Origin of the sequence: Herbiconiux dendrobii (assembly GCF_052048175.1) — a bacterium.
Lineage (GTDB): Bacteria > Actinomycetota > Actinomycetes > Actinomycetales > Microbacteriaceae > Herbiconiux.
This window is the reverse complement of record NZ_JBLZQV010000002.1, coordinates 532,358-544,959: the sequence shown is the minus strand read 5'-3', so window position 1 is coordinate 544,959 and position 12,602 is coordinate 532,358. Positions and strand designations below refer to the sequence as shown.

The window sequence follows — 12,602 nt, the reverse complement described above, 5'->3', positions numbered from 1 at the left end:
GCTGCCTGCTGCCCACTACGGGGTCAGGATCCAGGTCCAGATGAGGAGGAGGGTGATCAGGAAGCCGGCGAAGAAGTTGAGCCAGAGGAACCGGCGCCAGCCGGCGTTCGCGCCCTCGGCATCGGCATCGCTCACCGACCAGAACGGCAGGATGCTCACGGCGTAGGGCAGGGCGAGCACGGCGGCGAGCGGGCCCGGCCAGGGCGTGAACAGCAGCAGCACGCCGGCCAGAAGGTAGGCCGCGAACGAGAACCGCACGGTGGCCGGGCCGCCGATCACGGTGGCGATCGAACCGATGCCGCCCTCGCGGTCGGCCACGATGTCCTGAACCGCACCGAAGGCGTGGCTCGCGATCCCCCAGAGGAAGAAGGCGCCGAGCAGCGCCCACAAGCCCGGCGTGAACACCGCCCCGGCCAGAACCAGGCCGTAGACCGCAGGGCTGACGAAGTGCGTGCTGGAGGTGAGCGAGTCGATGAACGGCCGCTCCTTGAAGCGGAGCTTCGGGGCGCTGTAGGCGATCACCGCGAAGACGCTGATCGCGAGCACCAGCCACGACAGCGGCGAGCCCACCGCCACGAGATACACCAGGAACGGGATGTTCGTGACGAGCACCGCGATGATCGTCGGCCGGTGCAGCGAGCGGTCGAGCACCGCACCTTCCACGCCGCCCTTGCGGGGGTTGCGCAGGTCCGACTCGTAGTCGAAGACGTCGTTGATGCCGTACATCGCCAGGTTGTACGGGATCAGGAAGTACAGCGTGCCGAGCACGAACACGAGGTCGACCTCGCGCGTGGTCATGAGGTACCCGGCCGCGAACGGGAACGCGGTGTTCACCCACGACAGCGGGCGGGACGACAGCAGCAGCTGGCGGATCACGATTCCCTCCGTTCGAACAGCAGCCAGAGCGAGGGCAGCAGCAGTGCCGCGGCGATCGCGTAGGCGAAGTCCTCCAAGGGCGCGATGCCCACGAACGCTCCCGAGATCAGGCCGGGATCGTACCCGACGAGTCCGACGGCGATCATCACGTTGTCGAACACGGCCGTCAGCACCAGCAGCAGCGCCATCGTGATGCCGAGGGCGCCGAGGAGGTGCCGTCGCCGGCCCGCTCCCGCCGATCCGGAGGCCCGCGTGCGCCGCACCACCACGAGCGCGGCGACGACGAGCACCACCGCAACCGCCACGAGGAAGATCGCGTTCAACGCCCAGTAGCTCACGACACCGGCTCCCGTCGCCCTCGCTGGAGAATCTTCACGGCGCCCCGGAAGACGTTCATCGTGAGGTAGCAGAGCAGCGTCAAGAAGAACACTTCCTCCAGTGGCAGCTCGGGAGCGATCAGGATGCCCGTCATGAAGGCCGTCTCGCCCCGGAAGAAGATCCCCAGCCCGATCCCCGCCAGATCCCACACCAGGAAGAACAGCACCCCCACCACGAGAACGACGGATGCCCGACCCGCCCGGTCGAAGAAGAACAGCCGGAACCGACGGTCGAGCATCACCATGCCGCCGAGCGACACCAGCAGTGCGAGAAGGTACAGGATGCCCATGACCGGGTTCGAGGTCAGTCCGCGTCGCCGAGAGCGCGCGACGCATCCGCTCCCGCGTCCGGCACGGCATCCGCAGCGGGCGCCGCGGGCGCTGCAGGCACTGCCAACAGCGGCTCGGGCAGCGCGGTCGTGCTCGTGTCTCCGCGCAGCCGCTTCACGACGAGCTCCGCGCTGATCAGGCACATCGGAAGCCCGATGCCGGGTGTCGTCGACCCGCCCGCGTAGTACAGACCGTCGACCTTGGCGCTCACGTTGCGCGCGCGGAACATCGCGCTCTGCCGGAGGGTGTGCGCCGGCCCGAGCGCACTGCCCTTCCACGAGTTGAGGTCGGAGGCGAAGTCGGCGGGCCCCACGGTGCGGCGCAGCACGATCCGCTCGGCGAGATCCGGGATACCGGCCCACTCCGAGATCTGCGCGATCACGGTGTCGGCGAGTTCTTCGACCCGCTGGTCTCCGGCGCCGTCGATGCCCCCGGCGCCGATGCCCGGGTCGGCCGGGATGGGCACGAGCACGAAGAGGTTCTCGTGCCCCTCGGGAGCGACACCGTCATCCGTGGCGCTGGGCTTGCAGACGTAGAGCGAGGCGGGCTCCGGGATGCGCGGGGCGGCCCCGAAGATGTCGCCGAAGTTGGTCTTCCAGTCCTTCGCGAAGAACAGCGTGTGGTGCTCCAGCTCGGGCAGCTCACCGCGCACGCCCAGCATGATCAGCAGCGCGCTCGGGCCGGCGACCTTCTTCTCCCAGTAGCTCTCGGGATAGGTCTGCAGCTCCGGGAGCAGCAGGGAGGTCTCGGTGTGCCACAGGTCGGCCGTCGAGACGACCAGCTCTCCCTCGAGGGAGTGCGCCCGCCCCTCCGGGTCGGTGTAGTGCACGCCGCCGACCCGCGGCTTGACCTTCGAGGGGGCCTGCACGGCCTCCGGCTCGGGAACCGGTGCCGTCGACACCTCGCCCGCCAGCACCCGTCGCAACTCGTCGCGGTCGATCACGTTGGTGTCGAACTCGGTGGTCTCATAGTCGTACACGTCGACCGGCTCGGGCACCACGAGCGCGGCCCCCTCGACCTCCACGGTGATGCGCGCCACATCCGCCCCGGTGACGATCTCGACCCCCGCATCGCGCGCCAGGCGCTCGATCGCGGCGATGACGGAGGTGAAGCCGCCGCGCGGGTAGAGCACGCCCTCGTCGAGGTCGAGGTGACTCATCAGGTGATACATGCTCGGAGCGGAATATGGCGAGGAACCGAGGAAGACCGCCGGGTAGCCGAGTACCTGCGCGAGCCGCGGATCCTTCACCGTGCGCGCTGCGAAGCCGGCCAGCGGCTCGGTCAAGAGCCGCACGAGGCGCGGCAGGCGCTTCAGCACCGGGCCGGCGAGCAGCGGGCTGATCTTCTCGAAGGTCGAGTAGAGGAAGTACTCCTTGGCCAGCTCGTAGGTCTCGGCCGCGGAATCGAGGTAGCCGGCCATCCGCACGCCGGATCCCGGCTCGAGCGACTCGAACAGCTCGAGGTTGTCCTCGCGGTTGTCGGCCAGGTCGACCGGGGCGAACTCGCCCTCGAAGTACACGCGATAGCCCGGGTCGAGCTTCACGAGGTCGAGCTCGGCCTCGGCGCTCGTGCCCAGCAGCCGGAAGAAGTGGTCGAAGACCTCGGGCATGAGGTACCAGGAGGGACCGGTGTCGAAGCGGAAGCCGAAGTGCTCCCACGATCCCGCCCGGCCGCCGAGCTGCGCGTTCTTCTCCAGCAGCGTCACCGACCAGCCCTCGTGCGCGAGCAGCGCGGCACTGGCCAGTCCGCTGATGCCACCGCCGATCACGATCGCCTTGTTGGCGGGCGTCTGTGCTGCGTCTGCCGTCACTGGATCGGGTCTCCCTTGTTGGTGCGGGGCGTGCGGGGCGTGCGGGGCTTTCGGGGCGTACGGGGCGTTGCGAGCGCGCGGGCCGTCATCGGGCCCTGGGCAGCCGCCCGAGCGCGGCCCCCGCAGCTATTCTCGCCTTGACCGGGTTCGGAACGCGGACGCGCGCCGTGGCGAGAACGGATGCGGGGGTGACGCGTAGCCGATCCGTCAGCTCTTCGAACAGTCCCTGGGCCAGGGCGACGGCCCGGCGGCTGGAGGCGGGCAGGCCCGGAAGGCTGGCCCGGGCGATCCGCAGGTCGTCGTCGATGTCGGCGATGATGCGCTCCTTCTCGGCCTCGGTGAAGGTGCTCACCTCGATGCCGGGGAAGTAGCTGCGGCCGAGGGTGCCGAAGTCGGCGGCCAGATCGCGCAGGAAGTTGATCTTCTGGAACGCCGCCCCGAGGTGCCGGGCGCCGTCGGTGAGGCCGTCGCGGGCGCGCTCGCTCGTCTGCGTGCCGTGCAGGAAGGCTGCCAGGCACATCAGGCCCACCACCTCGGCCGATCCGTAGACGTAGTCGTCGAACGACTCGGGCGTGTGCTGCGTGGCCGAGAGGTCGGCGCGCATCGAGCGGAAGAAGGGAGCGGTCAGCTCGTCGGTGATGCCCACCCGCCGGGCCGTCCAGCCGAAGGCGTGCACGATCAGGTTGGTGCTGTAGCCGCACTCCATCGCCGCGCACGTCTCCCGCTCGAGGGCGTCGATCCGGTCGCGGATGGCGGCCTCGGGCAGCTGGGCGTCAGCCGCCACGCCGTCCACCACCTCGTCGGCCAGCCGCACGAGCGCGTAGATGTTCTCGACGTCCTGCCGCACCTCTTTCTCGAGCAGGCGCGACGCGAGCCCGAACGAGGTCGAGTACCGGCGGATGACGACGGATGCCGCCTCCATCGCCACCCGGTCGTAGAGGCTCGTGGCCACGGCGGGGTCGCTCATCGCACCCGCCCCAGCACGGTGGCGACGATCGGGCGGAACTCGTCGCGGACGGCATCCGGAAGGGCGTCGTCGGTGAGCGCCTCCCAGGCGCGGTTCGCGAAATCGCGGGCGAGGGCCTCGGCGAAACGGCGCGATCCGGCGGTCTCCAGCACGGCACGGATGCGCTCGGCCTCCTCGGCGTCGAGGGTGGGCGAGCCGAAGAGAGCGCTGACCTCGCTCCACTGCGGCTGCGTGACCGCGTGCGCCAGCAGCACCGTGCGCTTGCCCTCGCGCAGGTCGCCGAGCGTGGTCTTGCCGGTGGCGTCCTCGTCGCCGAACACCCCCAGCAGATCGTCGACGATCTGGTAGGCGATGCCGATGTCACGGCCGAACGTCCCCAGGGCATCCGTCGCCGCCTGGCTGGCACCCGCCAGCACGGCACCGGCGATCAGTGGGCCCTCGAACGAGTAGCCGGCGGTCTTCAGCCGCTCCATCTCGACGATCTCGTCGACCGTCGGCAGCTCGGTGCGGATGGAGAAGTCGACGTCGTAGAGCTCGCCCGCCGCGGCCGTGAACATCGACTCGTCGAGGATGTCGTGCAGCCGCGTGCGCAGGATGCCGTCGACGCCCGAACGGTCGATCAGGCGGTAGGAGTTGAACAGGGCCAGGTCGCCCGCGATGATCGCCACCGACATGCCACGGTGCTCGGCCACGGGCAGCGGGATTCCCGCCGTGGTGGCGATGTCGCGGTAGCTGCCCGAGACATTCGGGCCGCCACGGCGCACGAAGTCGCGGTCGATCACGTCGTCGTGCACGATCAGCGCCGTGTGCAGCAGCTCGAAGGCGGCGCCGACGTGGGCGGCCGCATCGAGATCGGCCCCGCCGAGCGCCTCGTAGGCCGCCATCACCATCCGGGGGCGGAACCGCTTTCCGCCGACGGTGTTGCGCTCGAGCGTCTCCCAGAGGGTGACATAGGGCGCGCCGAGAGCTTTCGCACGATAGTGGGAGTCACTGAAGAACCCCGAGAGCACCCGCTCGACGTGCTTCTGTCGGCGCTCCGACACCGCGACCAGATCGTGCGTGTCCATGAACTCAATTTACATGGTTACCAAGTAATAAAGGACAATAGTGAAATGACCGTCCGCACCGAGCCCCTCCCGAGCGAACAGGTGATCCTGCTGTCCGACGAGGGGGAGCCCATCGGGGTGGCCGACAAGCGCACGGTCCACACCGACGACACCCCCCTGCATCTCGCGTTCTCGTGCCATGTGTTCGACGAGGCCGGCCGCATCCTGGTGACCCGGCGGGCGCTCTCGAAGCTCACCTGGCCGGGGGTGTGGACGAACTCGTTCTGCGGTCACCCGGCTCCCGGGGAAGACCTGCAGGATGCCGTACGACGGCGCGCCCGGACCGAGCTGGGGCTCGAGCTGGCCGACCTGGCGTTGGCCCTGCCCGACTTCCGCTATCTCGCGATCGACGCCTCCGGGATCGTGGAGAACGAGATCTGCCCCGTGTACACCGCGCGCGCGGCGGGACCGGTGGAGCCGAACCCCGACGAGGTGGCCGAATGGCGCTGGGCCGAGGCCGCCGAACTGCAGCTCGCGGTGTCGCTGACGCCCTGGGCGTTCAGCCCCTGGCTGGCCCTGCAACTGCCGCAGCTGCAGCCGCTGCAGCCGGCCTGATCAAGCAGTTCATTCCAATCTATCAAAAATATTAGATAGCCTTAGATTTCTGTAGAATGGGTCGATGGATCCGATCATCAATCCGTTTCGGCCGGGCGCCGGCGTTCGTCCCCCCGAGCTCGTAGGGCGTCAGGCAGAGATCGACCTGATGGACCTGATCGTCGCTCACAGTCGTCGCAATCGTAACGACGGTGGACTTGTCCTGTACGGGCTCCGGGGGGTCGGAAAGACCGTGCTGCTGTCACGGCTTCAGAACGTCGTCGAGCGCGCCGGATGGGTCACCGTTCAACTCGAAGCCCGACCAGGCGAGGCCGGCGTGCGTGCATCGCGTCAATCTTTGGCCCGCGGCATCGCCATGGCGGCGCGCAAGATGCGCGGATTCCGACAGGCACCGGCTGAAATGCTGGCGGCGCTCAGCTCGGTCGCGTCCTTCTCGCTGACGATCGCCGGTTCCGGCGTCAGCGTCGGCATCAAGCCATCCGATCATCGGGCCAATTCCGGAATTCTCGAGGTCGACCTGGAAGAACTCGTCGCAGATCTCGCGGAGCCATTGCGGAGAAATCAGAGCGCACTGGCGATCTTCGTGGATGAGATGCAAGACCTGGATCCCGATCTCCTGACGGCACTCCTCGCCGTCCAGCATCGCGCCTCTCAGAACGAATGGCCCTTTTATGTGATCGGCGCCGGCCTGTCGACGCTCCGACGGATGCTGGCTGAGTCCCGCTCCTACTCAGAACGCTTCCGACTCCGCGAAGTCGGTGCTCTTCCTCGGGAAGCAGCCATGGAAGCCATCCTCAAGCCGGCGACGGACCTTGGTGCCCGATTCGACGATGCCGCGATAGAAATGATCATCGACGCAGCCAACGGCTACCCATTCTTCTTGCAGACCTATGGAAAGGCCGTCTGGGATATCGCCCCTGACCGCTATATCGACGCCCTCGTCGCGGAGTCAGGCATCGCAGAGGGCAACGCCGATTTGGACCAGGGGTTCTTCCCGGCTCGGTGGGATCGGACAACTCCGTCTGAACGCCTCTACCTGCAGACGATCGTCTCGGTCGGCGGAAGTACTGCCAGCACGTCGGATATCGCCGACCGGCTCGGCGTCGCCCCGGCCGCGCTCAGTCCGGCGCGCCAGTCACTGATCGATAAGGGGATCATCTTCGCCGAGCGCCGCGGGTTCGTGAGCTTCACCGTTCCGAACATGGATGCGTTCATTCTTCGTCAGATGGATTCGGACGACGCAACGGACTAGCGAAGTGCAGCTCGCACGCTCCCGCCCCGAACGGGGCTCCACCGGCGCGCTGTGCTCTGGCATGCTGAGTGCATGGACGCCCACGAGATCCGCAATTCGTACCTCGCCCTGCTCGAAGCGAACGGCCACGCGGTCATCCCGCGAGCGCCCTTGGTGCCGCGCGGCGACACGAGCACGCTGTTCAACGGGAGCGGGATGCAGTCGCTGCTCCCGTACCTGCTGGGCGAGGAGCACCCCGCGGGCAAGCGCCTCACCGACAGCCAGCCCTGCGTGCGCGCGCAGGACATCGACGACGTGGGCGACAACCGGCACACCACCTTCTTCGAGATGCTCGGCAACTGGTCGCTCGGCGACTACTTCAAAGACGCGCAGATCCGGCAGTTCTTCGGCTTCCTGGTCGACGTCGTGGGGCTCGACCCGAACCACATCTACGTGACCTGCTTCATCGGCGACCCGGCCAACGGCATCCCGCGCGACGACGAGGCCGCCTCGATCTGGGCCGCCGTGTTCGCCGAGCGCGGGGTGTCGAACGGCATCGCCGAGATCGGGTCGCAGGCGGACGGCGACGCCCGCGGCATCCGCGAGGGCGAGCGCATCTTCTTCTACGACGGCGGCGAGAACTGGTGGTCGCGCGGCGGATCGCTGGAGGCGACGCCGATCGGTGACCCGTGCGGTCCCGACAGCGAGGTGTTCTACGACTTCGGTCCCGCGCATCAGGATGCCGCCTACGGGCTCGCGCATCCGGCCAGCGACGGCGGCCAGTTCATGGAGATCGGCAACCAGGTGTTCATGCAGTACCGGCGCCTGGAGGACGGGAGCTTCGAGGAGCTCGCCCGCCGGAACGTCGACTTCGGCGGCGGACTGGAGCGGATCGCGGCCGCCTCGATCGGCTCGGACGACGTCTTCCGCATCTCCCTGCTCTGGCCGATCATCGAGGCGCTGCAGTCGCTGACCGGCCGCTCCTACGACGACGAGACCGAGGCGATGCGGATCATCGCCGACCACCTGCGCGGCGCGACCTTCCTGGCCGTCGACGGTGTGCGGCCTTCCAACAAGGAGCAGGGTTACGTGATGCGGCGGCTGCTGCGGCGCGCGATCCGACTGGCACTGTCGCTCGGGCTCACCGAGAACTTCTTCTCGTCGGTCGTGCCCGTGATCGCCGACCTGTACGCGAACGACTACCCCGAGGTGGCCGCCTCGCGCGACGAGGTGATCGCCGTGCTGGTGAAGGAGGAGAACTCGTTCCGCCGCACGCTCGAGGGCGGACTGGTGGCACTGGCCGAGTACGAGGGGCGCACGCTGACGGGGGTGGACGTGTTCCGCCTGTCGGACACGCACGGGTTCCCGAAGGAGCTCTCGGTGGAGGAGGCACGACGCCTCGGCATCGAGGTGGCCGCCGACTGGGAGGCGGAGTTCGCCGAGGCGCTCGAGGAGCAGCGCGCCCGTTCGCGCGGCGCCACGCGCCTGGGCGCGGCCGGCCTGCCGGGCGGCGCCACCGCCTGACCGGCCCGGCGGGGCGCGGTGATCAGCCGCCGAGGCTGCCGTCGGTGACGGCGGAGACGTCGCTCCGGTGGAAGTTGAGGTGCGAGCGCGAGGCCGTCGGGCCGCGCTGACCCTGGTAGCGCGAGGAGTACTCGCTCGATCCGTAGGGCCGCTCCGCGGGGCTGGAGAGCTGGAAGAAGCACATCTGCCCGATCTTCATCCCCGGCCAGAGCTTGATCGGCAGCGTCGCCACGTTCGACAGTTCGAGGGTGACGTGCCCCGAGAACCCGGGGTCGATGAATCCGGCGGTGGAATGCGTCAGCAGCCCCAGGCGGCCGAGCGAGCTCTTGCCTTCGAGGCGGGCTGCGATGTCGTCGGGCAGGCTGACCCGCTCGAAGGTGCTGCCCAGCACAAACTCGCCGGGGTGCAGGATGAACGGCTCGTCGGGCTTGGTCTCGATCAGCCGGGTGAGCTCGGGCTGGTCTTCGGCCGGATCGATGAACGGGTACTTGTGGTTGTCGAACAACCGGAAGTACCGGTCGAGCCGCACGTCGATGGACGAGGGCTGCAGCATCGCCGGCTCGTAGGGCTCGAGGCTGACGCGGTTCTCACGGATCTGGGTGCGGATGTCGCGGTCGGAGAGGAGCACGCAGTCAGTGTAACGGCGCGACACCCCCGTCGAGGGCGGGCCTGCTATCCTCGAGACGTCCGGTTTCCGGATGCGCGGATGTAGTTCAATGGTAGAACTTCAGCTTCCCAAGCTGATAGCGCGGGTTCGATTCCCGTCATCCGCTCCAGTCAGGCGATGCGATCCGAGCCGCGGGGTGCGAGGATCGACTCAACGGGGCACCGTCACCGCTGTCCCGTTCGGGCCGAGGGTCGAGACGCTGGTTGGGGCCGGCAGCTCCCCTCGGCCTTATCGCGTCCGGCCTGGTCGCCGGCGACTCCCCGTCAGCCCGTTTGGGGCCGGACTGACGGGAAGCCCGAGACCGGTCTTCCCGCGGTATTGGGGTACCGCATGTCGGGTCGAGGGCCATCAAACCGTAGACGTCATCGGGTCCGACCCACTGAACCTACGGTGACGGATCGCTCCCAGCTAGGGCTTGCCCAGGGGCTTGCCAGATGCGGCCCCGCATGCAGGCCGCTCTTCCGCGCGGTGCGCATCCGGGAGAGGATGGCGGGATGGCTGATTCCTCTCGTTCCCTCGCCCGCACGATCGGCCGGGTCGCCCTCGGTGCCGCACTCGTGTTCGCCGGGACCTCGCACCTCACCTTCGCCCGCAAGGACTTCCAGGCCCAGGTGCCCGACTGGGTGCCGCTGGACGACGACACCGTGGTGCTCGCCTCCGGTGTGGCCGAGATCACGCTCGGCGCCGCGCTGATCGCGCTCCCCGGCAGGCAGAAGGCCGTCGGCGGACTCGCCGCGGCGTTCTTCACGGCGATCTTCCCCGGCAACATCTCGCAGTGGCTGCACGAGCGCGACGCCTTCGGGCTCGACACCGACCGCAAGCGCGCCGTGCGGCTGCTGTTCCAGCCCCTGCTCGTGGCCTGGGCCCTCTGGTCGACCCGGCCCAAGAAGTAGGCGGGCGTCCCGGGCCGCGTGACCTCCTTTCGCCGCCGGTAGATTGAAGCGATGACCTATCGCGTGCTGCTCGACGTCGACACCGGGGTGGACGACGCCCTCGCCATCCTGTTCGCGGTGGCGCATCCGCAGATCGAGCTCGCGGGCATCACATGCGTCGCCGGGAATACGTCTCTCGAGAACGTGGTCGCCAACACGCTGAAGGTGCTCGACACCGCCGGCGCTCCCCCGGTGCCGGTCGCCGCCGGGGCGCGGCGTCCGTTGATCGAGCCGGTGCGCTCCTCCCATGTGCACGGCGCCGACGGTCTGGGCGACACCGGGCTGCCGACGAGCGGCCGTCAGGTCGACCCGCGCCACGCCGTCGACTTCGCCCGAGACATCCTGCTCGCCTCCGACGAGCCGGTGACGATCGTGGCGCTGGCCCCGCAGACCAACCTCGCCCTGCTGCTGCGGCAGTACCCCGAGGTGGCTCCGAAGATCGAGCGCGTCCTGTTCATGGGCGGATCGGCGAGCGGCGGCAACGCCACACCGGTGGCCGAGTTCAACGTGTGGCACGACCCCGAGGCCGCCGCGATCGTGCTCGACTCGGGCGTGCCCGCCTTCATGTACGGACTCGATGTGTTCAACCAGGTGAGCATCGACGAAGCGGATGCCGTGGCGCTGCGGGCCGGACCCTCGGCGTCCGGGCGGCTGGCCGGCGCCCTGCTGCAGCACCAGATGGCCGACGAGGCGGAGCATCCGGGGACGGAGCCCGATCCGCAGGCCTACGGCGGCCACATCGGCGACGCGGGTGCCCTCTGCGCGCTGGTCGACCCCGGCGCCCTGCGGATCGAGCACCGTCCGGTGCGCGTCGACCTGGCCGGCTCCGGGCGCGGGCAGACGATCGTGGATCGGCGCGGCCGCGTGGGTGAGGACACCGTGCACGGCACGGCCGGGGGGACGGCGGGCGGCGGCGCGGGCGGCCTGCCCGCGGCGGTGCCGATCGACGTGGCGCTCGACGTGGACGCACCCCGGTACGCCCGGCTGTTCCTCGACACGATCGCCGCGCTGCCATGAGTTCCGCGCCGGGCCCCGCGACGCCGGCAGACCGCATCCCGCTCGAGCCGCCGCTCCCCGCCGGCTTCCCCGAGCCCCTCGACCTCGCCGAGTACCGCGCCGAACTGGCCGGCGCCGGCGCCACGCTCGGAGGGGCGGACGGCGCCGAGGCCATCCTCCCCGGCCCGGCGCAGGTCCGCCCCGGTATCTGGGTGCTCCCCCAGCCGATGCCGGCCGCGCACCCGCCGCACTTCACCCTCAGCTACCTGCTGCACGACACCGAGGGGGCCCTGCACCTCATCGATCCCGGCTGGGACTCCGACGAGAACCGTGCGCGCCTCGGCGGGCTGCTCGCCGAGATCGGCGCGGACGTCACCGACCTCGCCACGATCGTCGTGACCCACCTGCACCCCGATCACCTCGGGATGGCCGAGCGGCTCCGGCGCGACTCGGGAGCCTGGATCGCGATGCACCGCCTCGAGCAGGAGGCGCTCCTCGAGCGCGTGCGGGAGCGAGAGCCGAGCCACAGCCCGGGCGACGACGCGGGTCGGACCGTGATGGATGCCGCTGCCGCCCGGGCGACCCGCTTCGCCGAGTGGGGCGTGCCGGCCGAGAGGATCGACGAGCTCGAGACCGCCGCCGCCCGCCTGAACGGCGAGTCCGCGGCATCCACTCCCCTGGTGCACGCCGACGTGCTGCTCGAGCACGACCAGCTGCTCGACCTACCCGGTCACACGCTGCGCGTGCTGCTGACCCCCGGCCACACCCGGGGTCACGTCTGCGTCGTGCACGAAGAGCAGCGGGTCGTCTTCACCGGCGACACCCTGCTGCCCGCCATGTTCCCCGGCATCGGGCTGGGCGGCCCCTCCGCCGATCCGATCGGCGACTACCTGCGCTCCCTCGAGCTGCTCGAGCGGTTCGCCGGGCACGAGGTGTACCCCGGCCACGGCTACCGCTTCGCCGACCTGCCCGGCCGGATCGCGACGACCCGGCGCCACCATCTCCGCCGCAGCGACGAGATCGCCGCGATCATCGGCACGCATCCGGCGGCCACGGTCTGGCAGATCGCCTCCGAGGTCACCTGGACCGCCGGCTGGCAGAATCTCAGCGGTCTCTACCTCTTCTCCGCGCTGGCCCAGACCGAGATGCACGTGCAGTACTTGTGAGCCGCCGCGGGTTGACGACGCGGCACCCGTGCGGGGCGCGCACCGGGCGGATGCCGGACGCCGTG

General features: G+C 69.5%; 13 protein-coding genes and 1 tRNA gene. 7 read left to right on the top strand and 7 right to left on the bottom strand.

Annotation, left to right across the window (positions count from 1 at the left end):
• Window positions 1-15 precede the first annotated feature (15 nt).
• From ACN4JJ_RS07505 to ACN4JJ_RS07480, 6 genes are all read right to left on the bottom strand, one after another.
• Window positions 16-876 (bottom strand): prenyltransferase, encoded by an 861-nt coding sequence (locus ACN4JJ_RS07505; RefSeq protein ID WP_440709284.1) that lies wholly within the window; start codon window positions 874-876, stop codon window positions 16-18.
• Window positions 873-1,214: a lycopene cyclase domain-containing protein gene (locus ACN4JJ_RS07500; protein ID WP_440709283.1), complete on the bottom strand. Its 342-nt coding sequence runs from the start codon at window positions 1,212-1,214 to the stop codon at window positions 873-875. The genes ACN4JJ_RS07505 and ACN4JJ_RS07500 overlap by 4 nt, the downstream gene beginning before the upstream one ends.
• The gene (locus ACN4JJ_RS07495; RefSeq protein WP_440709282.1) at window positions 1,211-1,543 is read right to left on the bottom strand and encodes a lycopene cyclase domain-containing protein; all 333 of its coding nucleotides are present in this window, start codon (window positions 1,541-1,543) and stop codon (window positions 1,211-1,213) included. Before ACN4JJ_RS07495 ends, ACN4JJ_RS07500 begins: the two co-directional genes overlap by 4 nt.
• 14 nt (window positions 1,544-1,557) lie before the next feature.
• Window positions 1,558-3,393: a phytoene desaturase family protein gene (gene crtI, locus ACN4JJ_RS07490; protein ID WP_440709281.1), complete on the bottom strand. Its 1,836-nt coding sequence runs from the start codon at window positions 3,391-3,393 to the stop codon at window positions 1,558-1,560.
• An 85-nt stretch (window positions 3,394-3,478) separates the two neighbouring features.
• The gene (locus tag ACN4JJ_RS07485) at window positions 3,479-4,360 is read right to left on the bottom strand and encodes a phytoene/squalene synthase family protein (protein WP_440709280.1); all 882 of its coding nucleotides are present in this window, start codon (window positions 4,358-4,360) and stop codon (window positions 3,479-3,481) included.
• A complete protein-coding gene (locus ACN4JJ_RS07480) occupies window positions 4,357-5,427 on the bottom strand; it encodes a polyprenyl synthetase family protein (protein ID WP_440709279.1) in 1,071 nt (356 codons plus the stop codon). Before ACN4JJ_RS07480 ends, ACN4JJ_RS07485 begins: the two co-directional genes overlap by 4 nt.
• Before the next feature lie 45 nt (window positions 5,428-5,472).
• Here ACN4JJ_RS07480 and idi point away from each other — a divergent pair, with 45 nt between their 5' ends.
• The 3 genes from idi to ACN4JJ_RS07465 all read left to right on the top strand — a co-directional run bounded on the left by idi (window position 5,473) and on the right by ACN4JJ_RS07465 (window position 8,776).
• The gene (idi, locus tag ACN4JJ_RS07475; RefSeq protein ID WP_440709278.1) at window positions 5,473-6,021 is read left to right on the top strand and encodes an isopentenyl-diphosphate Delta-isomerase; all 549 of its coding nucleotides are present in this window, start codon (window positions 5,473-5,475) and stop codon (window positions 6,019-6,021) included.
• Window positions 6,022-6,085: 64 nt separating this feature from the next.
• On the top strand, window positions 6,086-7,273 hold the full coding sequence (locus ACN4JJ_RS07470) for a DUF8462 domain-containing protein (RefSeq protein ID WP_440709277.1): 1,188 nt from the start codon (window positions 6,086-6,088) through the stop codon (window positions 7,271-7,273).
• Between the two features lie 72 nt (window positions 7,274-7,345).
• On the top strand, window positions 7,346-8,776 hold the full coding sequence (locus ACN4JJ_RS07465) for an alanine--tRNA ligase-related protein (RefSeq protein ID WP_440709276.1): 1,431 nt from the start codon (window positions 7,346-7,348) through the stop codon (window positions 8,774-8,776).
• Window positions 8,777-8,798: 22 nt separating this feature from the next.
• Here ACN4JJ_RS07465 and dcd read toward each other — a convergent pair whose 3' ends face one another.
• Window positions 8,799-9,404 carry a dCTP deaminase gene (gene dcd, locus ACN4JJ_RS07460; protein ID WP_440709275.1) on the bottom strand — a complete coding sequence of 202 codons (606 nt, stop codon included), beginning with the start codon at window positions 9,402-9,404 and terminating at the stop codon, window positions 8,799-8,801.
• Between the two features lie 74 nt (window positions 9,405-9,478).
• On the opposite strand from dcd, the gene ACN4JJ_RS07455 reads away from it, so the two are divergent.
• The 4 genes from ACN4JJ_RS07455 to ACN4JJ_RS07440 all read left to right on the top strand — a co-directional run bounded on the left by ACN4JJ_RS07455 (window position 9,479) and on the right by ACN4JJ_RS07440 (window position 12,537).
• A tRNA-Gly gene (locus ACN4JJ_RS07455) sits at window positions 9,479-9,552 on the top strand.
• Window positions 9,553-9,937: 385 nt separating this feature from the next.
• A complete protein-coding gene (locus ACN4JJ_RS07450) occupies window positions 9,938-10,336 on the top strand; it encodes a DoxX family protein (protein ID WP_440709274.1) in 399 nt (132 codons plus the stop codon).
• A gap of 51 nt (window positions 10,337-10,387) precedes the next feature.
• The gene (locus ACN4JJ_RS07445) at window positions 10,388-11,392 is read left to right on the top strand and encodes a nucleoside hydrolase (protein ID WP_440709273.1); all 1,005 of its coding nucleotides are present in this window, start codon (window positions 10,388-10,390) and stop codon (window positions 11,390-11,392) included.
• Window positions 11,389-12,537 carry an MBL fold metallo-hydrolase gene (locus ACN4JJ_RS07440; protein ID WP_440709272.1) on the top strand — a complete coding sequence of 383 codons (1,149 nt, stop codon included), beginning with the start codon at window positions 11,389-11,391 and terminating at the stop codon, window positions 12,535-12,537. The genes ACN4JJ_RS07445 and ACN4JJ_RS07440 overlap by 4 nt, the downstream gene beginning before the upstream one ends.
• Window positions 12,538-12,602: the final 65 nt, after the last annotated feature.